A 23,791-nucleotide genomic window follows, 5' to 3' on the forward strand; every position below is an offset into this window, starting at 1 on the left:
TTGCTATCCAAACTATTCTGTGTTAAAGTGTGTTTTATGCGACGAGTTGACTCAATCAGATAGCTTCGGCTATTCCGTTTTGACGGCTAGTGATTGTCAAACACAACGACACCAGATAGTACGGCTATCAGTTACCGGATTTGTAACGTGTCGGACAGAATACTTTTGTGGAGAAGGTTTCTGTCTATTTATGCAAATAAATAGTGTGGTATCCCTTAACAGTAGTAACTGTTAAGGGATTTTTTTGTATGAAAAGAGAAGTGTTGCACTTTTATAAGTGCAACTTTTTTGTGTTGTGGAACAGATAAAATAACGCTATAGTTTTAAGTGTAAAGGGAAAAGAAAAGAGGTGACAAGGTATGACCGTGTTGTTGTCCAAAAGAGCGATAAATATTTTATTGATGCTTTTGGATTTGGAAGGGAGTATTACCACGCAAGAATTAGCTGAGAACTTTACTGTCAGCGTTCGAACAATTAAGTATGATTTAGAAGATATTCGTGCTTGGTTTGAACAGCACGATGAGACACTTTATTCAAAACGGAATAAGGGAATCTGGCTAGATTTACCTGACTCTAAACGCTTACTGTTAAAAAATGAAATTATCGATGTCGATCGATTTGAAACCTATCCTGATCAAAAAAGACGAGTCAATGTATTGATTTTTCAGCTATTGTCAGTCAAAGGTTACTTAACGGCACAGCAGCTAGCAGATGAATTATTAGTGAGTCGAAACACAATTGTCAGTGATTTGGAACAGGTCGAACGGTTGCTGCAAGCATATGATTTAACCTTAATTCGCCAAGCACGGCAAGGGTTTACAATCAGTGGTGAAGAAAGCAATGTACGCTTACTGATGGAATTTATCACTCAAAAAGAACTTACAGAATACGATATTTACCAAATTATGAACTATGTGACAAAGACAAAAGGGGCTGAAAAAATCCCTAAAATTAAATTTGGGTCAGGGACATTGTTTCAAGGTTGTTATCGTAGTGCATTGAAAAAAATGCGAAATTTAATTAATCCACTCGATCAAAATCAATTTGATTATGCCGAAATATTATCTATTACGTTGAGAGTGGCAATTGCCGCAGCACGTATGCAGATGGCACATACAATTGGGACTTACCGAGTGTTATCGCAAAAAACACGCTTTGAACAACGGAACGAAGTACCACTTTTACTTTTACAAGAGGTGTTTGAACGGTATGACTTGCCTTTATTAGCAGATGAATATTTTTATATTTATAGTGATTTATTCGGAACCCATCAACGGCAAGATATGGTTCAATTAACAAAGCAAGTGATTGAAAGCGTTTCAAAAGAGCTGAATTATCCTTTTGTAAATGATCGCCAATTATTTACGAACTTGTTTGCGCATCTGTCCTTACGTTTTACTAAGAAACATTTATTTATCAATGAATACAATCCGTTTTCTGAAGAAATCAAAGGAAAACATCCAGCGTTATTTTTAGCTATTCAATGTGCCTGTAAACAATTAATTCAACGTTCTGTTTTGTTAGTCAACGATTCTTTCTGCGCATATATTGCGTTGCATTTTTTGGCAGCTCAGGAACGACAACAGCAGGAAGCTAAAGTTGTTAGGATTGTGTATGTTTGCTCGACGGGCTTAGGTGTGACTAGTTTAATTGAACAAAAAATTTTAGAGGAAGTACCAAACGTTGAACTCGCGGGATTTGCTTCTGTTTTAAATGCAACTGAAGTGATTCAAGCAGAAAAGCCTGATTTGGTATTGAGTATTTTCCCAATTGAAGAAATGGCATACCCATTTATTAAAGTTAGTCCATTGTTGACGGACACAGACTTAAGTTTGATTCGGGAAGAGGTCGATAAAATTTTATTAGGGAAACGTCAAGGCAAAGGTACCGCTCGCTCCACGAAATCTGATGTAATTGAAAAAAATGAACGGATACAAAGCCAAGATTTGTTAGTAAAAGCGTATATTATTTATGAAGAGTTAAAACGAATGTTTCAAACAAAGTTACTGAGCGAATATCAAGAAGCCTTTTTACTTCACGTTTTATTAATGACACATCGGATTACGTTTAATAAACAATACGAAGAGATTCCTTGTAATAGAGAAGTATCCCATGAAAGGCAAGAAGAAATTCGGCAAATTGAATGTTTATTTGCTAAAAATGAGTTACCTGTCAATCATGCTGAAATTTCAGCATTACTTAATTATTTAGAACAACCAAAGGAGGAAGAGGATGGAACTAGCAATGGAAGCACAGGAGATCATTCGACAAAGTGCTGAACCAGAAAAGCTCCAATCGATTATCAAACAAACCAGCGCGCGATTAGCAGAAGCACAAATTGAACCAACGGAATTACAGTGGACGATTTTGATTAACCATCTTAATGAGATGTTGAATCGTTCAAGAGAAGGAATGACATTAGCTGGTGTTGATCGGACGTTATTTACGGAACTAACACCAGAAACGTTGAAAATTGCACAAGAAACAACAGAAGCAATTGGTCAGTTATCAGAAGATGAGTGGTATGTTTTAGCTGTTCATTTTGAAGTTGCTAAACAAAACAATTAATAGGAGGAAAAGTTATGATTACAGTAGTTATCGCAGATCGTTTAGGAAAAGGACAAAATGTTGCAAAAGGAGTGGAGCAAGCCGGTGGACGCGCGGTTGTTGTTCCAGGAATGGGTGCAGATATGCGTTTAGGCGATGTGATGCAACAAGAAAAGGCAGATTTAGGCATTTCTTTCTGTGGCAGTGGTGGTGCAGGGGCGTTAACAGCTGCTACTAAATACGGGTATCCCGAAAGACATGGCATGCGATCAATCGAAGAAGGGGTAACAGCAATTAACGATGGGAAAACTGTTCTTGGATTTGGTTTTATGGATCAGGAAGAACTTGGTAAACGAGTAACTGAAGCATTTATTAAGAAACACGGAGCATAGAAAGTAGTAACTTAGAAAGGAGCGGTAATTATGGATGCCACAAAACGGTCAACACAAACCGTGATTGTTTCTGGAAAAGGTAATAAGAAGAATGAAGCTTTTGCAAGTGCATTGAATGATGTTTCAAAAAAAGTATTAAAAGAAACAACAGAGATCCTCATCCGGATTGAACCGAAAGAAGTAACTATTCGTCAGGCAAAAGAACAAGTTTATACAGAAAAATTTCTGTTCTTCTTCTTTCCTAGAAAGAGAGTGATTTATCATGTCGAACTAGCTGTAGAAGTGGAAATCCAAGCCATTGCAATCGAAGAAGTTGATTTTTTAACGGAAACAATCAAAGAACCGAACGCAGTAGTAGTTCCGTTTCTTTCAAAAAGAGGCGTATAAAAGGAGGGAGAAGGAATGGAATTTGTAATCATTTTGCTGAAGTCATTGCTTATTGGTGGTTTACTAGGTTTTGCAGCTGGCGCAGGCGCTGCTCGGATGTTTCATGCACCACAAACGCAAGGGTTAGGGGCATTTAGAACATTAGGAGAAATGAACGCGGCACAAGGAGATCCAGCATCACACTTTTCTTTTGGTTTAGGTTTTTTCTTTAATGCTTGGGCTTCAGCCGTGGGAGCAGGGGCCTTTACACAAGATGTAACCCACCGGATTGTACCTAACTGGGCTGCAGCAATTTTATTGGTAAAGGATAAAGATGTCACTAAAACGATGCATAATCCCAAAAAAATGGGGATTGTCGGGGCCTTTGTAGGGATGGCGACTGTGGCATTCTTAAATAGTACGGCTGCAGCAATTCCAGAATCGCTTCAAGTAACAGCAGTTGCGGTGTTGGTACCTGCAGCAACGATTTTAATCAATACTGTGATGCCCGTGTTATTCTGGCTAGCGGCTTTAGATGCAGGAAAACGGACGGGTTTCTGGGGAACGTTATTTGGCGGATTATCTCAATTAGTCATGGGCAATGCTGTTCCAGGAGTTGTATTAGGGATCTTAATCGGTAAAGGTGTCGATGATTTAGGGTGGACCCGAATGACACGCGGCATGCTTGGTGCCATTATCTTATTATTTATTTTAAGTGGCTTCTTCCGAGGTTTCGACTTAGAAATGATCGAAAGTTTCCGCTTGTCGATTCCTCAATGGTTAAATAATTTACACAATGTTTTCACCGTTAAATAGAAAAAAGGAGGTCTCATAGATGGAACAGCAAGAAAAAAATGAATGGGCACAGCAAGAACAAGAAATTCAAGAAGGTTTAACAGGCAAAAGTTTTTGGTATGCTGACTGGGGCTTTCCCATTTTAGTCGGGATTATGTCAGCGGCAATTTTTGCAGGAACACATATGTATGTAGTTTATGGTGTGGGAGCATTCAATGAAGTTTCAATTGTCGCGATGCTAAAAGCTGGTTTAGATGGTGGTTCTTATGGCGCTGCCGCAGCATTTGGTGCAAGTTTCCTGTTTGCACGAATTTTAGAAGGTTCCTTAGTCGGGATTTTAGATTTAGGTGGCTCAATTTTAACGGGGATCGGGATTGGTGTACCTGCAATTTTCCTCAGCATGGGAATTAAAGCGCCTGTAGAAAACTTCGGCTTAGCACTTTTAACGGGTGCGATACTAGGATTAGCAGTTGGTGGCGTGATTGTGTTGATTCGGAAGTTTACCATCAATCAAGGAAACTCCACTTTTGGTGCGGATGTGATGATGGGTGCTGGTAATGCCTCCGGACGTTTCTTAGGACCGTTAATTATTTTGAGTGCGGCGGGTGCTTCAATTCCTATTGGGATTGGTGCCACATTAGGAGCTTTAGGTTTTTACATTTGGAAAAAACCAATCGCTGGTGGTGCAATTTTAGGCGCAATGATTTTTGGTGCAATATTCCCAGTTTCTTTATAATAAGAAAAAGCCTTTTGTTTTGCACTTTCTCTGTCACGAATACGAATAAGCGTTTACATTATAATGTTACTATGTTATTATGAATGCGAAATAATTATTATTTTTATTAGTTGAACGGAGGAATTAACAGATGAATGGTTTTGTACAGTGGATGGAAGTTAAGTTAATGCCGATTGCGAATAAATTTGGTTCGCAACGCCATATGACAGCGATTAGAAAAGGATTAATTGCAACGATGCCTTTAACAATTGTGGGCTCATTCTTTACAATTTTTCAAAATATTCCAATTGAGGCATACACAAAATTGATTGAACCGTATCAAGCAATTTTAGATATTCCTTCCCGCTATACGATGGGATTACTTGCACTTTATGCAACATTTGGGATTGCTTCATCATTGGCCAAAAGTTATAAGCTTGACTCTTTGACGTGCGGAATTTTAGCATTAATGGCCTTTTTAGTAACAGCAGCACCACCAACACGTGTCTTTGAAGATGTTGACAACGTCATTACAGCAGGGCGCTATATTAATTTAGCAAATTTAGGTTCAGCTTCTTTATTTGGTGCGATTGTAACAGCGTTGTTATCTGTTGAAATTTATCGCTTCTTTATTGAAAAAGATATTATGATTAAGATGCCAGATGGTGTACCGCCTGAAGTGTCAAATTCATTTATTGCGTTAATTCCAGGAGCAGTTATTCTTTTATTATTCTGGGTTATTCGCCACGTAATTGGTTTTGATTTGAATGGTTTCTTGAGTACGTTATTAATGCCACTTAAAGGTATCCTTGCTGGTAACAGTTTATTTGGCGGATTACTAACAGTCTTCTTAATCTGTTTCTTCTGGGTTTTAGGGATTCATGGTCCAGCGATTATGGGCCCAGTTATTCGTCCTTTCTGGGATATGTCGATTGCAGAAAACCTTGAAGCTTTTACCAATGGTGCAAATGTTCATCAGTTACCTAATATTTTTACAGAACAGTTTTTACAATGGTTTATCTGGATTGGTGGCGCTGGAACTACGCTTTCTTTAGTTGTTTTAATGATGTTTTCTAAATCAACGTATCTGAAAAGTCTTGGCCGCTTATCGTTCTTACCAGGCTTGTTTAATATTAATGAACCAGTTATTTTCGGAACGCCTATCGTAATGAATCCTATTTTAGGTATTCCATTTATCGTGGCACCGTTAATTACAACAACGTTATCTTATTTCTTAACAGTCGCTAATATAATTCCGATGATGGCTGCACGTTTAGCGTTTGCAATTCCAGCACCAATTGCTGCTTGGATGAGTACCAATTGGAGTTTCTCGGCCGCAGTATTAGTGATTGTTAATTTCTTAATTACAATGGCTATCTACTATCCATTTTTCAAAGTTTATGAAAAACAACAATTGGATAAAGAAGCAGAAGAATTAGCAGCTGAACAAGCAGCGAAAAATTAAAAAATGTTAGGGCGGGTGTTCTGATATGAATATCCTGCCCCTTCTAAGTCAGAGAAGAAAGTCAGGAGCGTATAAGATGATTATTTGGTTCATTTTCTTTTTTATCGTTAGTCAAATTATTATAGAAAAAGGGCAGTTGCCTACTGTTGTTTATCAACTTGGTTTAGTAAAGACGTTGGTTTTTACGGCAGTTTGTATTACTCTTTCCATGATAATTGGCGGATTTCTAAATCAACCAGTATTGCTCGTTGGCTCTACAACAATCCTGTGTAGCTCGGTGATTGCTTGGAAATTTCGAAATAAATTTGAAAATAGCGGAGTGTGAGAACGAAGATGAAAAGAGCATTAGGTGTATCAGTTTATCCAGATCATAGTGATATCAATCAAGATAAAGCGTATTTAAAAAAAGCCAGCGAATGTGGGTTTACTCGAATTTTTATGAGTATGTTAGAAGTGACCGATGGCAAAGAAGCGGTTCAGAAAAAATTTAAAGAATTAATTAGTTATGCGAAAAATTTAGGATTTGAAACAATTTTAGATGTCGTTCCAAGTATCTTTGATGAATTGGACATTTCATATGATGATTTGACTTTTTTTAGCGAATTAGGAGCTGATGGGATTCGGTTGGATACAGGTTTTGATGGAAATAAAGAAGCCATGTTGACGTTTAATCCATTCGGCGTGGCTATTGAGCTGAATATGAGTAATGATGTTGCTTATCTTGATAACATTTTAACGTATGAAGCGAATCGACCTTTCTTATATGGTTGTCATAACTTTTATCCACAAGCGGGAACTGCCTTGCCGTATGATTTCTTTGAAAAATGTAGCATCCGTTTTAAAAAGGAAGGGATTCGGACAGCTGCTTTTATTTCATCACAGGTAGGTGAAATTGGTCCTTGGGATGTGAATGATGGGCTACCTACTTTAGAAATGCATAGACAGTTGCCAGTCACTGTTCAAGCTAAACATTTATTTGCAACAAATTTAATTGATGATGTTGTTATTGGAAATGCTTATGCTTCCAACGAAGAGTTAGAAGCATTGGGTCAGTTGAATCGTTATCAAACAGAATTGACCATGGTTTTTGAAGAAGCGACTTCTGAAATTGAAAAAGAAATCGTAACAAAAAATCAACATTTTCGCCGTGGAGATATCACTCAGCAGATGATTCGTTCCACGGAAGTGCGTAAAAAATATAAAAATGAAGCTAATCCCCCGCATGATAATCAAGCAATGCTACAACCTGGAGATGTTGTTGTGGGAAATGATGCATTTGGAAAATACAAAAATGAATTACAAGTCGTTTTAGAACCACATCAAGATTCACGCAAAAACCGAGTAGGGCGTATTATAGAAGAAGAACTTGTATTATTAGAATTCATTAAGCCTTGGACAAAATTTAGATTTATAGAAAAGTAGGGAAGAATATGGACTACGATTTACTTATAAAAAATGGACAGACAGTAGATGGTATGCCTGTTGAAATTGCAATTAAAGAGAAAAAAATAGCTGCTGTTGCACCAACTATTTTAGGTTCTGCAAAAGAAACTATCCACTTAGAACCAGGTACTTATGTATCCGCAGGCTGGATAGATGATCACGTTCATTGTTTTGAAAGAATGGCTCTTTATTATGATTATCCAGATGAAATTGGGGTCAAAAAGGGTGTTACGACAGTGATTGATGCTGGGACAACAGGTGCTGAAAACATTCATGAATTTTATGACTTAGCGCAACAAGCAAAAACAAATGTTTTTGGATTAGTCAATATTTCTAAATGGGGCATCGTTGCTCAGGACGAACTCGCAGATTTAAGTAAAGTACAAGCGAGTTTAGTCAAAAAAGCGATTCAAGAATTACCAGATTTTGTTGTAGGGATTAAAGCCCGTATGAGTAGGACCGTTATTGGCGATAACGGCATTACGCCTTTAGAATTGGCCAAACAGATTCAGCAAGAAAACCAAGAAATTCCCTTAATGGTTCACATTGGATCAGCACCACCTCATCTAGATGAAATTTTAGCCTTGATGGAAAAAGGGGATGTCCTAACTCATTGTTTTAATGGGAAAGAAAATGGCATCTTAGACCAAGCAACGGATAAAATAAAAGATTTCGCTTGGCAAGCGTACAACAAAGGGGTCGTCTTTGATATCGGGCATGGTACGGATAGTTTCAATTTTCACGTAGCTGAAACAGCGTTGCGCGAGGGAATGAAAGCTGCATCAATTAGCACAGATATCTATATCCGTAACCGAGAAAATGGTCCTGTTTATGATTTAGCCACAACGATGGAAAAACTCCGTGTGGTCGGCTATGATTGGCCAGAAATTATTGAAAAGGTAACCAAGGCTCCTGCTGAGAATTTCCATTTAGCTCAAAAAGGCACATTAGAAATAGGTAAAGATGCTGATTTAACGATTTTTACGATTCAAGCAGAAGAAAAAACATTGACTGATTCTAATGGATTGACACGAGTAGCCAAAGAGCAAATTCGCCCAATCAAAACAATTATTGGAGGACAAATCTATGACAATTAGTTACGAAAAATTTCACTTAAAAGAAGTTATCAACGCTTCTGGGAAAATGACCATTCTAGGTGTCTCCAAAGTTTCGGAGGCAGTCCTAGCGGCGCAACGATTCGGTGGCGAACATTTCTTTGAAATGAGTGAACTTAGTGTGCAAACAGGGGCCTTTTTAGCAAACTTGTTGAAGGTAGAAGATGCCCAAATCGTTTCCTCGGCTTCGGCGGGAATTGCCCAATCGGTAGCTGCCGTGATTGGAAAAGGCAGCTTATATCACGCGTATCATCCCTATTCAGAAAAAATCGAACAACGGGAGATTATTTTACCTAAAGGGCACAACGTGGACTACGGCACGCCTGTAGAAGTCATGGTAGCGCAAGGTGGTGGCCAAGTGGTGGAAGCTGGCTACGCTAACATGTGCAGTCCAGAACACGTGGAAATGATGATTTCTGAAAAAACAGCGGCCATTCTATACATCAAAAGCCATCATACCGTGCAAAAAAGTATGCTGACGGTGGCCGAAGCGGCCAAAGTGGCGCAACGCCACAAGGTGCCGCTGATTGTTGACGCGGCAGCAGAAGAAGATCTTTTCAAATACACCGAAGCCGGCGCTGATTTGGTGATTTACAGCGGCGCCAAAGCCATTGAAGGGCCAAGTGCTGGTTTAGTGATCGGGAAAAAAGAATACATTGACTGGGTGCGCCTCCAAGGCAAAGGCATTGGTCGAGCAATGAAAATTGGCAAAGATAATATTCTGGGCTTTACGCAAGCAGTGGAAGAATACTTGGCGCATGGCAGTGAATCAGGGGCTTCGATGCAAGAGCGCTTAAAACCGTTTGTTAAAGCCATCAACAATCTGTCAGATTTAACCGCCAAAATCGTCCAAGATGGCGCTGGACGAGACATTTATCGCGCCAGTGTCAAAGTGGACGGCAGAAAAACCGCCAAAGAAGTCATCCAAGCGTTAAAAGCAGAAAGTCCGGCCATTTATACACGAGACTATCAAGCCAACAATGGCATCATTGAATTTGACATTCGTTCTGTCAATCAAGAAGAAATGAACAAAATCGTGCAACGATTACAAGAAATTATGGACACAAAGGAGAAATAAGTCATGTCATTAAAACCTAATTATTTAGAAGAACGCATTTGTTTAAACGTCTTAGCCAATTCAGTAGAAAATGCTCAAGCCTGTTATGAAGCAGCAGAAGGGCATGTTGTGTTAGGTGTCCTTTCAAAAAACTATGAAACCGATGAAGCAGCCATTGACGATATGAAAAAATACCAAGCAGCAACCAACAACGCTTTATCTGTCGGCTTAGGAGCTGGTGATCCTAATCAAAGTCAAATGGTAGCTCGCTTATCAGAAGTCCTACAACCGCAACATGTGAACCAAGTCTTCACAGGTGTCGGCGCTTCGCGGGCCTTACTTCGTCAAGACGAAACAGTGATTAATGGCTTGGTTTCACCCACAGGCAAAGTTGGCTATGTCAACATTGCGACAGGTCCGTTAAGCTCGGGTGCGCCAGCGGCGGAAGTGCCTATCGAAACCGCCATCAAATTGTTGAAAGACATGGGGGGCAGTTCCATTAAATATTTCCCAATGAAAGGCTTGGCTCACAAAGAAGAATATCAAGCAGTAGCAGCAGCTTGTGCCAAGTATGACTTTTACTTAGAGCCAACAGGGGGCATTGATTTAGAAAACTTTGAAGAAATTGTTCAAATTGCGGTGGATGCCGGCGTTAAAAAAATCATTCCTCATGTCTACAGCTCAATTATCGATCAAGAAACAGGGGACACTAGAACAGAAGACGTGAAAACGTTACTAACCATGATGAAAAACACATTGAATAAGTAGGTGGCAAAGATGAAAATTGCTGCGTTTGGTGAAGTCATGCTTCGTTTCACTCCGCCAGAGTATCTAATGTTAGAACAAACAGAGCAGTTAAGAATGAACTTTGTAGGGACTGGCGTAAATCTCTTAGCAAATTTGGCTCATTTTCAACTAGAAACAGCATTGATTACGAAATTACCCGCCAATCGTCTTGGTGAAGCTGGCAAAGCAGCGTTAAGGAAGTTAGGAATTTCAGATCAATGGGTAGGAGAAAAGGGCGATCATATTGGTAGTTTTTTTGCAGAAATGGGTTATGGAATCCGACCCACACAAGTAACTTATCAAAATCGCCATCAGAGTGCTTTTGGCATCAGCGAGGCGAAGGACTACGATTTTGAGGCCTTTTTAGCGGAAGTAGATCTGGTGCATATTTGTGGTATTTCGTTAAGTTTAACTGAAAAAACACGTGATGCTGCTTTGATACTTGCTCAAAAGGCGCATGCCTGTCAAAAGAAAGTTTGTTTTGATTTTAATTATCGACCTAGTTTGAATACAACAAATAGTGCGCTCTTTATGCGTCAACAGTACGAACGCATTTTACCTTATTGTGATATTGTTTTTGGTAGTCGTCGTGATTTGGTCGAGCTATTAGGTTTCATTCCGCGAGAAGATTTAGAAGGTGAAGCACAAGAAACAGAATTGATTCAGCGCTTCATGTCTCAATACAATTTGGAATGGTTTGCTGGGACAACGAGGAGTCATTCCCAAAATCAAAACTACTTAAGTGGTTATTTATATACCCAAAATGAATCCCAACAGAGTGAAAAAAGACCGCTTCTTAATCTTGATCGAATTGGCGCTGGTGATGCTTATGCGGCGGGGATTTTATATGGCTATAGCCAGAATTGGTCGTTAGAAAAGGCAGTTACCTTTGCCACAATCAATGGGGTCCTTGCACATACGATTCAAGGAGATATTCCTTTGACAACGGTCAAACAAGTGAATCACGTTCTTGAGCATCCGAATATTGATTTAATTCGTTAAAGAAGAAAACCAGAAGAAAAGGCGTGTGTGGCTTTTCTTCTGGTCTTTTTTTCATTATAATTAAAAGAAACAGATTGCAAAGGAGGCAGCAGGATGAGTGTTGCACATCTTTTAACAGTTTTAGAAAATGATGAATTTATTGAACGGATTCAAAAACGACCAGAAGCGTTCATTGGAACGACTGGCTTAGTCGGCTTAGAGAATTTACTTGTTCAGACAATCAATGGTTTATTAGAGTTTTTCATTGAAAAGAATCAAGGGAAAATTGCTATAAAGTTATCGCGTCAACAAATTTCTTTTCAGGTATCTTCCACACGACCGCTTGTTTTTGAACAAAAGCAAGTCGATTTAGAACCACCGTTTCTGTATTTATCTGTTTTACAAGCCTTCTCAAAACAAGTAGGGATCAGTATCGATCAAGAAAAACAGCGAACTATTTTTATTTACCATCAAGGGCAATTGAAAAAACGATTATTGTTACCTATTGAAGAAACCCAAGAACGGATTGAAGTCTTATTTTGGCCAGATCCGCAAATTTTTGGTGCAGAATCGCTTTCTTATATGCGTGTTTTACAACATTGTCAACAGATTGCCATGTTAAATCCAGGCTTAAAGATTCTTTTAACACAGGAAGATGAACAAAAAAATCTTTGTTATTACCCTAAAGGTTTAAGTAATTATTTATTTGAAAACGATAACCCATTAACTAGAAAAGCCGCACCGATTATTCAAGCCAAGCAAACAGAATTGGCCCTTGTTCAATTTATTTTGAGTAAAAATCATGCGCCGCAAGTGCAAAAAACGTTTGTTAATGGGCATTATCCCAGTCTTGGCGGAACCCACTATGAGGGATTTCTTGATGGCGTAGTAGCCGCCTTTAATCAATTTTTAGAGGAGCAACATTACTCATTATCTGTGACAGCAGATAGTTTTTTAGCAGAATTTGATTTTGTTTTAGCCGTTACGATACCAAAGCCCCGCTACACGGATGCAACGAAAACCATTTTAAGAAATACAGAGTTATATGAAGTGGTTAAAGAAGTCGTTTTTGACGAATTACAACACTACTTTCAACGTCATCCCAAATGGTTAGAGCAAGGAAGAAGCGAGGGAAATGAATGAAAATTTTTGTCGATGGCGATGGTTCACCTGTGAAAGAGACGGTTATTGAAGTCGCTGTAGAGAAAGCTTTGGATGTGGTGATTGTTACTAGTGTAGATCATTATTCCTTAAAAGATTATCCAGAAAATGTCTCTTTTGTGTATGTTGATAAAGGAGCGGATGCTGCTGATTTTAAAATTGTGCAGTTAATAAAAAAAGGGGATCTTTTAATTACACAAGATTATGGCTTAGCTTCCTTGGTTTTGCCAAAGGGAGTGTCAGTTTTACATCAACTGGGTTATCAATATACGAAAGAAAATATTGATGGATTGTTAGAACAACGCTATTTTAGTGGCCAAATTCGGCGAAAAGGTGGCCGAACGAAAGGACCTAAACCTTTTACAGACGAAGATAGAACAACGTTTAAACAAGCCCTTATTGAGCTGGTGGAACGGAGTCTTTAGTAAGGAAAAGGCAAGCAAAGAATTTTTCCTTCACTAAATTTGCTTCTATTATGAAACTGGGTTTTATGCTAAAATAAGTAAGGATAATTTGAAAAATAATTTTTTCTAAAAGACAGGAAAGAAACTAGGAGGACAAGCATTTGAAGATTATTTTGTTGTATGGCGGCAGAAGTGAAGAGCACGATGTGTCTGTTTTGTCTGCATATTCCGTTTTAAATGCAATCTATTATAAATATTATCAAGTACAGTTAGTCTTTATTAGTAAAGATGGTCAATGGGTAAAAGGCCCTCTCTTATCTGAACGACCACAAAATAAAGAAGTTTTACATTTAACTTGGGCACAAACACCTGAAGAAACAGGCGAATTTTCAGGAAAACGAATCAGTCCTTCGGAAATTTATGAAGAAGAAGCGATTGTTTTCCCTGTTTTACATGGGCCAAATGGTGAAGATGGAACAATTCAAGGATTCATGGAAACCATTAATATGCCTTATGTGGGCGCAGGCGTCTTAGCTAGTGCTAACGCAATGGACAAAATCATGACGAAATATCTTTTACAAACTGTTGGCATTCCACAAGTACCATTTGTGCCAGTTTTAAGAAGTGACTGGAAAGGAAATCCGAAAGAAGTCTTTGAAAAATGTGAAGGATCTTTAATTTATCCGGTCTTTGTTAAACCTGCCAATATGGGTTCTAGTGTCGGAATTAGCAAAGCGGAAAATCGTGAAGAATTGCAAGAAGCATTGGAAGAAGCTTTCCGTTATGATGCCCGAGCAATTGTTGAACAAGGGATTGAAGCACGTGAAATTGAAGTAGCCATTTTAGGAAATGAAGATGTCCGTACGACTTTACCTGGTGAAGTGGTGAAAGATGTCGCTTTCTATGATTATGATGCCAAATACATCAATAACACGATTGAAATGCAAATCCCAGCGCATGTTCCAGAAGAAGTAGCTCATCAAGCGCAAGAATACGCTAAAAAAGCGTATATTATGTTAGATGGAAGTGGCTTAAGTCGCTGTGATTTCTTCTTAACAAGCAAAAACGAACTATTCCTGAATGAATTGAACACCATGCCTGGTTTTACTGACTTTAGTATGTACCCTTTACTATGGGAAAATATGGGCTTGAAATACAGTGATTTAATTGAGGAACTGATTCAGTTAGCTTTGAATCGTTTTAAACAACGCCAAGAATTTTATAATAACTAAGAAGAAAAAATCACACAAGACTGGGACATGACAAGACTTTGGCATGTCCCAGTCCCTGTGTCAGAGGAGCAAAACATAATGAAATTAACCTTCTGGGAAGTAGCGCAAGCAGTTGAAGCCAGTAATGATTGGCAACAATGGCCTGATTTTCCTTTAACAGGCCTTGAATTTGATAGTCGTAAAATTGTGAAAGGAAACCTCTTTGTTCCTTTACAAGGTGAAAATGATGGTCATCGTTTTATTGAGAGTGCCATGGCTAATGGCTGTCAGGCCGCTTTTTGGGGACAGGATTTAGTCGATGCGCCGCAACAATTGCCTGTTTTGCATGTTACTGATCCACTGGTTGCTATGCAAAAATTAGCTACCTATTATTTAAATAAAATGCAACCGAATGTCATCGCTGTGACTGGTAGTAATGGAAAAACCACCACTAAAGATTTAATTGCTGCTGTGTTATCTGAAAAGTTTGTGACTTACAAAACGCAAGGCAATTACAATAATCAAATTGGCTTACCCTATACTATTTTACACATGCCTGATGAAACAGAAAAACTGATTTTAGAAATGGGCATGGACCATGCTCAGGAAATTTCTTTCCTTTCCAACCTGGCTCAGCCAGAAGTTGCCGCCATCACAATGATTGGCGAAGCCCATGTGGAAAATTTAGGCTCACGAGCAGGCATTGCACAAGCAAAAATGGAAATCGTAGATGGTTTAGCCAAAGATGGTATTTTATTTGTGCCAAACGATGAACCTTTGCTAGTACCATTGGTGGAAAAAGTCACGCAACAAGTGATTACTTTTGGTTTTAGCCAAGGAAGTCAACTTCAAGGAATCGTCACAAATAAAGCCAAAGAGCAAACCTCATTCAAAATCAGTGATACACAAATGACGTTTACGATTCCAGTGCCAGGAACCTATAATGTCACCAATGCATTAATCGCAATCGGGATTGGTCGGTATTTCCAATTAACGGATAGTGAGATTCAAAAAGGTTTGGCAACAGCGGAGCTAACAAAGAATCGGACAGAATGGTTGAAAGCAGCGAATGGGGCCGAAATTTTAAGTGATGTTTACAATGCTAATCCGACAGCCATGGGCCTTGTTCTGGACAGTTTTAGCAAAATGTCCAAAGTAGGAAAACGAATTGCTGTTTTAGGAGACATGCTGGAATTAGGTCCTGATTCTGTTGCCATGCATCAAGCAATGGCACAGCATTTAGCACCAGACGCGATTGAAGAAGTCTTTTTATATGGCCCTGAAATGGCTTATTTAGCCGATAGATTGCAAGAAACCTATGCACCAGCTAACATTCATTCTTTTAAAAAAGAAGAAAAAAATGAGTTGATTGAAGCTGTCAAAAAAGTTTTACAGCCAGAAGATATGGTGGTTTTAAAGGGAAGTAACGGGATGGGACTTCGTGAAGTCATCGATGCACTTTTGGAAAAGTAAATAAGTTTCATAAAACTTGCTGAAAATAGGATTCTATGATAGAATGACCTATTGCCGGAAGATGACGAGAAAAATTGAATCGTAGTAAATAAAATAGATCTATTTCTATGTTTAATAATAAATGTGAAGCTGAACGACCACGTTTGGCTTTTCTAATGCCATAAGGTGAATTTTTCGGTGAAATCAGGAAAGAAGAAATAGTTGGCACACTATAGTGGATTTCTTTTTAACAACTGAAAGTGAAGACACCTGAAACTAGGAAGAAATCGTTCTTTCCGAAACAAAATCTAGGAGGATATCATTTGAAATTTAAAGAACTTGGTTTAGCGCCAGAATTATTATCAGCGGTAGAACGCGCAGGCTTCGAGGAAGCAACCCCTATTCAATCAGAAACAATTCCGTTAGCGTTAGCAGGAAAAGACGTAATCGGACAAGCACAAACAGGAACAGGGAAAACCGCTGCTTTTGGCTTACCAATGCTTAACAAAATTGACGCAGACAACCGCGTTATTCAAGGATTAGTCATTGCACCAACCCGTGAGTTGGCTATCCAAACACAAGAAGAGTTATTCCGTTTAGGCCGCGATAAAAAGATTCGCGTCCAAGCCGTTTACGGCGGGGCTGATATCGGTCGCCAAATCCGTGGACTAAAAGATCGTCCACATATCGTTGTAGGTACACCAGGACGTTTACTAGACCATATTAACCGTCGTACCTTGAAATTAGAAACTGTTGAAACATTAGTTTTAGACGAAGCAGATGAAATGTTAAACATGGGCTTCTTGGAAGACATTGAAAAAATCATCTCACAAGTGCCAGAACAACGTCAAACACTTCTATTTTCAGCAACTATGCCGCCAGCAATCAAGAATATTGGCGTGAAATTCATGAAACAACCAGAACATGTGAAGATTAAAGCCAAAGAAATGACGGCTGATTTAATTGATCAATATTATGTACGTTCAAAAGACTTTGAAAAATTTGACATTATGACACGTTTACTAGACGTGCAAACCCCAGAATTGACCATTGTCTTTGGTCGGACAAAACGCCGTGTTGATGAACTTGCCCGCGGATTAGAAGCGCGTGGTTACAAAGCAGAAGGCATCCATGGCGATCTATCACAACAAAAACGGATGAGCGTTTTACGTTCATTCAAAAATGGTAACTTAGATATCTTAGTGGCAACAGATGTAGCAGCACGTGGGTTAGATATTTCAGGTGTCACCCATGTCTATAACTACGATATTCCACAAGATCCAGAAAGTTATGTTCACCGTATTGGTCGGACAGGTCGTGCTGGTAAAGGTGGTATGTCTGTGACGTTTGTAACACCAAACGAAATGGGTTACTTACATGTCATCGAAAACTTAACGAAAAAACGGATGACACCATTACGTCCACCAACCGAAAAAGAAGCATTTAAAGGACAATTAAGTGCAGCTGTTGAAACCATCGAAAGTGATCTAGAAGAAAATGGTTTAGACAAATATCTAGAATCTGCTGAAGCGTTATTAGAAAAATATTCAGCGACAGACTTAGCTGCTTTATTATTAAAAACAGTAGCGAAAGATCCAGCAGATGCGGTTCCTGTAAAAATTACCCCAGAACGACCATTGCCTTCAAATAAAAAAGGCTTTAACAAAAATGGCCGTGGTGGTGGCGGTGGGAACAACCGTAATCGCAACCGTGGTGGCAATGGTAAAGGTGGCAGCTATCGTGGCAACAAAAACCATAAAGATGGCGACCGTAATTACAAAAATAGCGACCGCAAAAATAAAGATCAACGTGGCGGCAAACGTCATAACGATAAAAAACGTGGTTTCGTCATTCGCGAAAACGCCAAATAATCAAAAGAGCGAGTGTTCCGTTAATGAACGGAACACTCGCTCTTTTTAGGTGGATAATAATTAAACAGAAAAACTCAAAAAAAGTAAAAAAGGCATCAAAATGATATAAAAAAAGAAAAGCGCCAAAATTATCCAAGTTTTCAACGGGGAAGATTGATTGAAGAGTTTCAGTTTTTGTTGTAACAAATGAATGGTTACGATCCAAACCAGTTGCAAGAGAAAAAATAGGCTGGGATTTTTAAAGAAGATTGGAAATATGTAAAGCAACAAAGTAACAATAAACAGGGCGCAACAAAGTACCTTTTTTTGCCGAGAAGTTAAAGTCATAAGTTTTTCTCCTTTTTCTTTTTATTCTCCCATAAATAGCCAAAATTTTCTATAAAATATCTGAACATCCGCTTAGTTTCCTGATTTTTTTCTGATACTCTTTGGTTGTTGTCTTACTTTTATAAAAATTCAGAAAAACTTTATAAAAATGTAAATAGGAAGAAAACGTATGGTACTTCAATTTGTGTGAGAATCGTGTAAAACATTATTTATTTTTTTAGCGAATCAGTGGAAAAATTTTGAAATTTTGTTAAAATGAAAGGTAATTCGGAGTAACTATATTAAATAGGAAGTAAGGCGGAAAATGATAAAAGGAATTGGGATTGATGCAGTAGAATTAAGTCGGATAAAACCGATTGTTGAAAAACAAGGATCGTTTATTCAACGGGTTTTAACACCTAACGAATTGACTCTTTTTCAAAAGTTATCTACAAAGCGTCAAATAGAATTTTTAGCTGGTCGCTTTGCTTGTAAAGAAGCGTTTTCTAAAGCATGGGGCACTGGGATTGGCAAAGTCGGTTTACAAGATATTGAGGTGCTGACTGAAAAAACAGGTGCACCATACGTAGCAAACTCGCCCCATAATGGTAAAGTGTTTGTCTCGATTACGCACACAGATACTATGGCGATTGCGCAAATTGTTTTAGAAAGCGAATAACAGAAGCAAAGAAGAAAGAAGGATGTACAATGGTCGTTGGATGGCATCGTCCTACACGGTTACATATCGATACGCAAGCAATTACTGAAAATGTCCAAAATGAATGTCAACGTTTGCCAGAAGGAACCGCTTTATTTGCTGTTGTGAAAGCGAACGGCTATGGGCATGGGGCCGTAGAAGCCGCTAAAGCGGCGAAAAAAGGTGGCGCGACAGGTTTTTGTGTCGCCTTATTGGATGAAGCAATTGAATTGAGAGAAGCAGGTGTTCAGGACCCCATTTTAATTTTGAGTGTGGTAGACTTAGCTTATGTGCCTTTGTTGATTCAATATGACTTGTCTGTAACGGTAGCTACACAAGAATGGTTAGAAGCTGCTCTTCAACAACTAATCCCTGAGAGTAAAACGCCATTACGTGTTCACTTAAAAGTCGATACTGGTATGGGAAGGATTGGCTTTTTAACCCCGGAAGAGACCAAGCAAGCAGTGCAGTTTGTTCAGTCCCGCAAAGAATTTTTATGGGAAGGGATTTTTACTCATTTTTCAACAGCTGATGAAATCGATACAAGCTATTTTGAAAAACAAGCAGGGCGATTTAAGGCTGTTCTAGCAGTTTTAGAAGAGCTACCTCGGTATGTCCATGTTAGCAATAGTGCGACAGCGTTATGGCATCCTGATGTGCCAGGAAATATGATTCGCTACGGCGTAGCCATGTATGGGTTGAACCCTTCAGGTAATAAACTTGCCCCAAGCTATGCGTTAAAACCGGCTTTACGGTTGACCAGTGAACTCATCCATGTAAAACGATTAGCGGCTGGCGAAGGGATTGGCTATGGCGAAACCTACGTGACTGAATCTGAAGAATGGATTGGGACAGTACCAATCGGCTATGCGGATGGCTGGTTGCGTCATCTCCAAGGATTTACAGTGCTCGTGAATGGTAAACGTTGCGAAATCGTCGGACGAGTTTGTATGGATCAATGTATGATTCGTTTAGCAGAAGAAGTTCCTGTCGGCTCAGTTGTTACATTAGTTGGAAAAGATGGCACCGAAGAAAATACGTTACAAATGGTGGCCGAAAAATTAGAAACAATTCATTATGAAGTTGCATGTACTTTCTCACAAAGAATCCCCAGAGAATATAACTAGATAGGAGGTTCCACTATGGTCAAACGCGGAGATATTTATTTTGCAGACCTTTCCCCAGTAGTGGGCTCGGAACAAGGTGGCGTCAGACCTGTCCTTGTTGTCCAAAATAACTTAGGTAATCATTTTAGCCCAACGATTATCGTTGCGGCGATTACAGCCAAAATGGCAAAGCCAAAATTGCCAACACATATTGGGATTAATTCTGATGAAACAGGCATTGAAAAAGACTCAGTGATTCTTTTAGAGCAGATTCGAACAATCGATAAGGGACGCTTGAAAGAAAAAGTTTGTCATTTGAGACTTGATATTATGGAAGAAGTTGATCGTGCCTTAGGCATCAGTGTTGGACTTAGTAGCGATTCAGCCCCAGCAAAAGCAAATTCAGCTACATAAAGAACGATAGCTACTATGAAATCAACAAAGACTAATTGGATTTTTGAAAAAAAGCGACTGATCTAGTTTGGATCGCTAAACATAGTTTGAGTAAAAGCGAGAGGGATAGCCAAGTGGCATCTCTCTTGTTTTTTTGTTTTATATTTTAAAAATTAAAATATAAATATTAAATATAAAATTTTATCATTTTATTTTAAATAAAGTTGTTGGCAAGGCTCAAACGGAATGTTACAATCAATACTATATAGAGTTTTTAAAGAGCGTAACAGGTGATTTTACAAGTTTTGATTGTCGAGTGATGACATAAAGGAGATTATATTTGTATGATGATTATTGTACTTTTAATGAGTAGTTGCTTATTTTTATTTGTAAGCTATCAATTGTATTTGCGATTACTTGTCGAAAAACTGGATTCAGAGGACCGGACATTAAAGAGAAAAATAAATTTCTATAAGTATCAGAAAAATAGTCGTTTAATGATTTATTTATTGTTTAGTGTTTGTCTACTTAGCTTACTATTGTTAGGAATTGTCTATACATATTATCAATTAAATCAACGAAATATCCGCATTGAACAACGGATCGAGCGTTTGGCACAAGGCCAAGCTATTCAAGGTGACAAAATAAAAAAACAAGCGATTAAAAAAACAGCCTTAAATCAGTTCCCTTGGAAACAAGCTGCTTCGGCAGAATCGGCCGCTGTTTTGACTAATTATGAATTACAATTAGCGCGTGAATGGCGTCCTTACCTCGGAGAGACGAGTATCACAATGATTAGAAGTGAAAAAACACAAACTTTGACACTGTCTGTTTTTTCAGTTGGCTTAAGTTACCATGAATTTCAAACAGCCCAAGACAACATCTTAGCACTTATTGCAGCATTGAATTCAGTCAAAGAAATTACCATGATTGATTTTAATTTTACTTATCGAGATCAAGAACAAACCCTTGTCAAATCCATTGATACGTATGCTCGTGAGACGCTGGAAACAAATTTGGAGCCTGTCGTGATTAGTTAAAAGGACAAGAGAGAGGACAGATAAATGACAAAAAGACGTTTAATCAAAAAAATTAAAGATATTTCGGATGATACGCTTGAAAAAGAAGTCTTTTTTCAGCCAGGATTCGAACCAGAAAAAATAATTAGCGGAATCAAACCAGAACAACAGGAAAAAGAAATGGCTACTTTAAGAGAAAGGCTCGCCTACTATCAGAAAAAAGAAACAGCCTTTAAAAAACTTCAAGAAGAAAATGAGCAATTAAAGAACCAACAAGAAACGGAAAAAAAAGTATTAGAAGAAAAAAACCAAGCATTACTTAAAACACTAAATCAAAAAGAACATGAAATTTTTGAATTAGAAGAGCAACTGGAAACGAGCAGTGAAACTACGACAGAGACTACCTCTCTTCAAACAAATTTGCAAAACGCAGAAAAACAATTAACCACTGTACATAATCAAATGGAACGTTTAGAAAGTGAATTAACTCAGCAAGTGGCAGAATTAGAAAAAGAATCGGCTGATCAGCAACAACATATCCAGACATTACGCAACCAGTTAGCAGAAGAAAAAGGAAAGTTGGAGAAAAAAGGAGATATTACAGGAATGGAAAAGCAAGTAGAAACGTTAACGACAGAATTAGAAGAAAGCACAACGACTCAACAAACATTGCAGGAACAAATTGAAAAACTAACTGCACAATTACAAAAAGTAGAAGCCGAAAAACAAGCCTTACAAGAGGCTGCCCAACAAAAGCTAATTGTAAAACAGCGCGTGGAGGAGTTAAAGAATGAGCTTCAAAATAGTTTACAGCAAAAAAAGGAAGCGGAAGTAAAACTAGGACGACTGCAAGGTGTCAATGACAAACATCTTGCTGAAAAGCAAGTCTACGAAGAGGAGTTAGCTGCTCTAAGAAAAGAAGTACAGGTTAAAGAAGACAGCTTAGAACAAGTTCAAAAAGAATTGAAGACACTACAAACCGTTTCGAAAAATATTGAACCGAGTGATGAGCAATTAACAGAACTGTTACGTGCAAAACAGCAAATCAACGATTTGTTAATGAAAAATCAGCAATTACAAGAAGAAGCTTTAAAATCGCAACAAGAAATTGGCGAAGTGATGGTTTCTGCCAAAAAAGAAGCCAATCGGATTGTTAATGAAGCAAAAGTAGAAGCAAAACACTTAATCAATTCCGCAGAATTAGAAATGTTAAATATTGGCAACCGAGCGAAAAGTATTTCAAATGAAGTGGAAGCATCAAAAGTAGAAGTACTTGAGATTTATCGGGAATTAGAGGAACGCTTAACTAAACTGTCACGTCTTGAACAAAATCATTATTAATAAAATGGACAGTAAAAAGTTAATTGGGGCAAGGAAACTACATTGTCTTGGGATATTTTTTTTAGCTGTTACACTAAGTGGCTCCGCAGAACGATTACAGGCTGCTGCTGTCTCAAAGGAAGAGCAGTCACTAAGGCAACCACTTGTCAGGAAAAACATAGTAACAGAGAAGAGCGAATATCTTGTACAAGCAAATCAAAGTATTTGGGAGCTGGCACAAGATGCGCAGAAACCACTGAATCAGTTTATGAAGGAGAATCAGTTACGTAGTAGTTATATAAAAAAAGGAATGCAATTAGTCAAATAAAAAAAGGAGTAAAGAAAGGAAAAGTTTATTTAGAAAGCTTTTCCTTTTAAGAAAACGATGGAAGAATGGATAAAATCAGTGAGGCGAACAATTCGCCATATTAAGCGCGCCTTCTTGAAGCAAAAGTTGCCTACGACACACCCGCTAAAAAAGCAAAAGACTAACAAAGCAACGGAATATTTGCTTGAGCAAACAGATAACCATCAAGCAATGAGAGGCCCACAAAGAAAAATGACCGCTGAAGAGATTAAAAAAAAGCGGCAAGCCTACCAAAAGAAACAACGCATCCAAGTCGTTAAATTTTTTATGCCAGCTATTCTTTTCGCTATTTTTGTGTTCTTTTTTGTCTTGAAGACGTCTAGCTACCCGATTGCTGGTCAATCCATGAAGCCGACACTTAATGCAGGGGAACGTGTCTTAGTGCAACGGACGAAGCAAGTAACAAGATACGATGTGATTGCATTTAAAGCACCGCTGGTTAGTAAAGGAACGTATGTTAAGCGAATTATCGGCGTTCCTGGTGACCGAATTTGGGTAAACGAGACAAAACTTTATCTTTCGGAAGAACCTATGGCAAGCGATAATGAGGCACTGCCTGAGAATGCTAGTCGTTTTGATTTATCAGAAGAAGCGGCAGCCCAACTTCGCCTGTTTCAGAAGATTCCAGCCGGTCATTACTTTGTCTTAGGAGATAATCGTACGCATTCAAGTGATAGTCGTACGTTCGGCTTTGTCGAGATACAAGCGATTGAAGGAATCGTGGTGTTTAAAATGGCGCCGTTTAAGGAAATAGGGAAAGTAAAATAAAAAGCTTAAGTCAGCCTTCTGATGAGTAAGGCACTTAAGCTTTTCTTTTTAGAG

Annotated in this window: 25 protein-coding genes; all 25 read left to right on the forward strand. The window is 38.5% G+C overall.

The window, feature by feature from the left end; genetic code table 11:
* Positions 1 to 359: 359 nt before the first annotated feature.
* Positions 360 to 2,279 carry a BglG family transcription antiterminator gene (locus tag IGI87_RS03195; RefSeq protein WP_438736231.1) on the forward strand — a complete coding sequence of 640 codons (1,920 nt, stop codon included), beginning with the start codon at positions 360 to 362 and terminating at the stop codon, positions 2,277 to 2,279.
* On the forward strand, positions 2,245 to 2,568 hold the full coding sequence (locus tag IGI87_RS03200; RefSeq protein ID WP_242365695.1) for a PRD domain-containing protein: 324 nt from the start codon (positions 2,245 to 2,247) through the stop codon (positions 2,566 to 2,568). The genes IGI87_RS03195 and IGI87_RS03200 overlap by 35 nt, the downstream gene beginning before the upstream one ends.
* A 14-nt stretch (positions 2,569 to 2,582) precedes the next feature.
* Positions 2,583 to 2,939, forward strand: coding sequence for a glycine-rich SFCGS family protein (locus IGI87_RS03205; RefSeq protein WP_002355707.1), 357 nt, complete (start codon positions 2,583 to 2,585; stop codon positions 2,937 to 2,939).
* A 30-nt stretch (positions 2,940 to 2,969) separates the two neighbouring features.
* On the forward strand, positions 2,970 to 3,326 hold the full coding sequence (locus IGI87_RS03210) for a DUF4312 family protein (protein ID WP_113794944.1): 357 nt from the start codon (positions 2,970 to 2,972) through the stop codon (positions 3,324 to 3,326).
* A gap of 15 nt (positions 3,327 to 3,341) precedes the next feature.
* Positions 3,342 to 4,121 carry a DUF4311 domain-containing protein gene (locus IGI87_RS03215; protein WP_002355709.1) on the forward strand — a complete coding sequence of 260 codons (780 nt, stop codon included), beginning with the start codon at positions 3,342 to 3,344 and terminating at the stop codon, positions 4,119 to 4,121.
* A gap of 19 nt (positions 4,122 to 4,140) precedes the next feature.
* On the forward strand, positions 4,141 to 4,836 hold the full coding sequence (locus IGI87_RS03220; RefSeq protein WP_280212097.1) for a DUF4310 family protein: 696 nt from the start codon (positions 4,141 to 4,143) through the stop codon (positions 4,834 to 4,836).
* Positions 4,837 to 4,966: 130 nt separating this feature from the next.
* The gene (locus IGI87_RS03225) at positions 4,967 to 6,280 is read left to right on the forward strand and encodes a PTS sugar transporter subunit IIC (protein WP_002358780.1); all 1,314 of its coding nucleotides are present in this window, start codon (positions 4,967 to 4,969) and stop codon (positions 6,278 to 6,280) included.
* 25 nt (positions 6,281 to 6,305) lie between these two features.
* Positions 6,306 to 6,605 carry a hypothetical protein gene (locus IGI87_RS03230; RefSeq protein WP_002384997.1) on the forward strand — a complete coding sequence of 100 codons (300 nt, stop codon included), beginning with the start codon at positions 6,306 to 6,308 and terminating at the stop codon, positions 6,603 to 6,605.
* Between the two features lie 8 nt (positions 6,606 to 6,613).
* Complete coding sequence (locus tag IGI87_RS03235) at positions 6,614 to 7,702, forward strand: DUF871 domain-containing protein (RefSeq protein WP_438736232.1); 1,089 nt, start codon at positions 6,614 to 6,616, stop codon at positions 7,700 to 7,702.
* An 8-nt stretch (positions 7,703 to 7,710) separates the two neighbouring features.
* Complete coding sequence (locus IGI87_RS03240; RefSeq protein ID WP_438736233.1) at positions 7,711 to 8,820, forward strand: amidohydrolase/deacetylase family metallohydrolase; 1,110 nt, start codon at positions 7,711 to 7,713, stop codon at positions 8,818 to 8,820.
* On the forward strand, positions 8,810 to 9,916 hold the full coding sequence (locus tag IGI87_RS03245; RefSeq protein ID WP_438736234.1) for a DgaE family pyridoxal phosphate-dependent ammonia lyase: 1,107 nt from the start codon (positions 8,810 to 8,812) through the stop codon (positions 9,914 to 9,916). The genes IGI87_RS03240 and IGI87_RS03245 overlap by 11 nt, the downstream gene beginning before the upstream one ends.
* Positions 9,917 to 9,919: 3 nt before the next feature.
* Positions 9,920 to 10,663: a 2-dehydro-3-deoxy-phosphogluconate aldolase gene (dagF, locus tag IGI87_RS03250; protein WP_002361094.1), complete on the forward strand. Its 744-nt coding sequence runs from the start codon at positions 9,920 to 9,922 to the stop codon at positions 10,661 to 10,663.
* A 9-nt stretch (positions 10,664 to 10,672) separates the two neighbouring features.
* Positions 10,673 to 11,683 (forward strand): sugar kinase, encoded by a 1,011-nt coding sequence (locus tag IGI87_RS03255; protein WP_438736236.1) that lies wholly within the window; start codon positions 10,673 to 10,675, stop codon positions 11,681 to 11,683.
* Positions 11,684 to 11,776: 93 nt separating this feature from the next.
* Positions 11,777 to 12,805, forward strand: a complete 1,029-nt coding sequence (locus tag IGI87_RS03260; RefSeq protein ID WP_438736237.1) for a DNA topoisomerase II — start codon at positions 11,777 to 11,779, stop codon at positions 12,803 to 12,805.
* Entirely contained in the window at positions 12,802 to 13,248 is a 447-nt protein-coding gene (locus IGI87_RS03265) for a YaiI/YqxD family protein (RefSeq protein ID WP_438736238.1), read from the forward strand. Before IGI87_RS03260 ends, IGI87_RS03265 begins: the two co-directional genes overlap by 4 nt.
* 140 nt (positions 13,249 to 13,388) lie before the next feature.
* Positions 13,389 to 14,459 carry a D-alanine--D-alanine ligase gene (locus IGI87_RS03270; RefSeq protein WP_002355721.1) on the forward strand — a complete coding sequence of 357 codons (1,071 nt, stop codon included), beginning with the start codon at positions 13,389 to 13,391 and terminating at the stop codon, positions 14,457 to 14,459.
* 78 nt (positions 14,460 to 14,537) lie between these two features.
* Positions 14,538 to 15,911, forward strand: coding sequence for a UDP-N-acetylmuramoyl-tripeptide--D-alanyl-D-alanine ligase (locus IGI87_RS03275; RefSeq protein WP_438736239.1), 1,374 nt, complete (start codon positions 14,538 to 14,540; stop codon positions 15,909 to 15,911).
* Between the two features lie 302 nt (positions 15,912 to 16,213).
* Positions 16,214 to 17,761: a degradosome RNA helicase CshA gene (cshA, locus tag IGI87_RS03280; protein ID WP_002355724.1), complete on the forward strand. Its 1,548-nt coding sequence runs from the start codon at positions 16,214 to 16,216 to the stop codon at positions 17,759 to 17,761.
* A gap of 631 nt (positions 17,762 to 18,392) precedes the next feature.
* Positions 18,393 to 18,746, forward strand: coding sequence for a holo-ACP synthase (gene acpS, locus IGI87_RS03285; RefSeq protein WP_104854223.1), 354 nt, complete (start codon positions 18,393 to 18,395; stop codon positions 18,744 to 18,746).
* Positions 18,747 to 18,775: 29 nt separating this feature from the next.
* Positions 18,776 to 19,891, forward strand: coding sequence for an alanine racemase (gene alr, locus IGI87_RS03290; protein ID WP_280212111.1), 1,116 nt, complete (start codon positions 18,776 to 18,778; stop codon positions 19,889 to 19,891).
* Between the two features lie 15 nt (positions 19,892 to 19,906).
* Positions 19,907 to 20,284, forward strand: coding sequence for a type II toxin-antitoxin system PemK/MazF family toxin (locus tag IGI87_RS03295; RefSeq protein ID WP_002355729.1), 378 nt, complete (start codon positions 19,907 to 19,909; stop codon positions 20,282 to 20,284).
* A 323-nt stretch (positions 20,285 to 20,607) separates the two neighbouring features.
* Positions 20,608 to 21,303 (forward strand): hypothetical protein, encoded by a 696-nt coding sequence (locus IGI87_RS03300; RefSeq protein WP_438736240.1) that lies wholly within the window; start codon positions 20,608 to 20,610, stop codon positions 21,301 to 21,303.
* 24 nt (positions 21,304 to 21,327) lie between these two features.
* On the forward strand, positions 21,328 to 22,623 hold the full coding sequence (locus IGI87_RS03305) for a hypothetical protein (protein ID WP_438736241.1): 1,296 nt from the start codon (positions 21,328 to 21,330) through the stop codon (positions 22,621 to 22,623).
* On the forward strand, positions 22,604 to 22,930 hold the full coding sequence (locus IGI87_RS03310) for a hypothetical protein (protein ID WP_438736242.1): 327 nt from the start codon (positions 22,604 to 22,606) through the stop codon (positions 22,928 to 22,930). The genes IGI87_RS03305 and IGI87_RS03310 overlap by 20 nt, the downstream gene beginning before the upstream one ends.
* Before the next feature lie 57 nt (positions 22,931 to 22,987).
* Positions 22,988 to 23,737, forward strand: coding sequence for a signal peptidase I (gene lepB / locus IGI87_RS03315; RefSeq protein WP_438736243.1), 750 nt, complete (start codon positions 22,988 to 22,990; stop codon positions 23,735 to 23,737).
* Positions 23,738 to 23,791 lie beyond the last annotated feature (54 nt).

Source organism: Enterococcus sp. DIV1444a, assembly GCF_051712125.1.
GTDB lineage: Bacteria > Bacillota > Bacilli > Lactobacillales > Enterococcaceae > Enterococcus > Enterococcus faecalis.

Bases quoted from the DNA above. Each gene is read 5' to 3' on its own strand.
- IGI87_RS03300 (WP_438736240.1), top strand. From the start codon at position 20,608: ATGATGATTATTGTACTTTTAATGAGTAGTTGCTTATTTTTATTTGTA.
- IGI87_RS03220 (WP_280212097.1), top strand. From the start codon at position 4,141: ATGGAACAGCAAGAAAAAAATGAATGGGCACAGCAAGAACAAGAAATT.
- IGI87_RS03265 (WP_438736238.1), top strand. From the start codon at position 12,802: ATGAAAATTTTTGTCGATGGCGATGGTTCACCTGTGAAAGAGACGGTT.
- IGI87_RS03295 (WP_002355729.1), top strand. From the start codon at position 19,907: ATGGTCAAACGCGGAGATATTTATTTTGCAGACCTTTCCCCAGTAGTG.
- IGI87_RS03240 (WP_438736233.1), top strand. From the start codon at position 7,711: ATGGACTACGATTTACTTATAAAAAATGGACAGACAGTAGATGGTATG.
- acpS (WP_104854223.1), top strand. From the start codon at position 18,393: ATGATAAAAGGAATTGGGATTGATGCAGTAGAATTAAGTCGGATAAAA.
- IGI87_RS03260 (WP_438736237.1), top strand. From the start codon at position 11,777: ATGAGTGTTGCACATCTTTTAACAGTTTTAGAAAATGATGAATTTATT.
- dagF (WP_002361094.1), top strand. From the start codon at position 9,920: ATGTCATTAAAACCTAATTATTTAGAAGAACGCATTTGTTTAAACGTC.
- IGI87_RS03205 (WP_002355707.1), top strand. From the start codon at position 2,583: ATGATTACAGTAGTTATCGCAGATCGTTTAGGAAAAGGACAAAATGTT.
- IGI87_RS03195 (WP_438736231.1), top strand. From the start codon at position 360: ATGACCGTGTTGTTGTCCAAAAGAGCGATAAATATTTTATTGATGCTT.
- IGI87_RS03275 (WP_438736239.1), top strand. From the start codon at position 14,538: ATGAAATTAACCTTCTGGGAAGTAGCGCAAGCAGTTGAAGCCAGTAAT.
- alr (WP_280212111.1), top strand. From the start codon at position 18,776: ATGGTCGTTGGATGGCATCGTCCTACACGGTTACATATCGATACGCAA.
- IGI87_RS03255 (WP_438736236.1), top strand. From the start codon at position 10,673: ATGAAAATTGCTGCGTTTGGTGAAGTCATGCTTCGTTTCACTCCGCCA.
- IGI87_RS03245 (WP_438736234.1), top strand. From the start codon at position 8,810: ATGACAATTAGTTACGAAAAATTTCACTTAAAAGAAGTTATCAACGCT.
- IGI87_RS03305 (WP_438736241.1), top strand. From the start codon at position 21,328: ATGACAAAAAGACGTTTAATCAAAAAAATTAAAGATATTTCGGATGAT.
- lepB (WP_438736243.1), top strand. From the start codon at position 22,988: ATGGAAGAATGGATAAAATCAGTGAGGCGAACAATTCGCCATATTAAG.
- IGI87_RS03210 (WP_113794944.1), top strand. From the start codon at position 2,970: ATGGATGCCACAAAACGGTCAACACAAACCGTGATTGTTTCTGGAAAA.
- IGI87_RS03200 (WP_242365695.1), top strand. From the start codon at position 2,245: ATGGAAGCACAGGAGATCATTCGACAAAGTGCTGAACCAGAAAAGCTC.
- IGI87_RS03230 (WP_002384997.1), top strand. From the start codon at position 6,306: ATGAATATCCTGCCCCTTCTAAGTCAGAGAAGAAAGTCAGGAGCGTAT.
- IGI87_RS03215 (WP_002355709.1), top strand. From the start codon at position 3,342: ATGGAATTTGTAATCATTTTGCTGAAGTCATTGCTTATTGGTGGTTTA.
- IGI87_RS03235 (WP_438736232.1), top strand. From the start codon at position 6,614: ATGAAAAGAGCATTAGGTGTATCAGTTTATCCAGATCATAGTGATATC.
- IGI87_RS03225 (WP_002358780.1), top strand. From the start codon at position 4,967: ATGAATGGTTTTGTACAGTGGATGGAAGTTAAGTTAATGCCGATTGCG.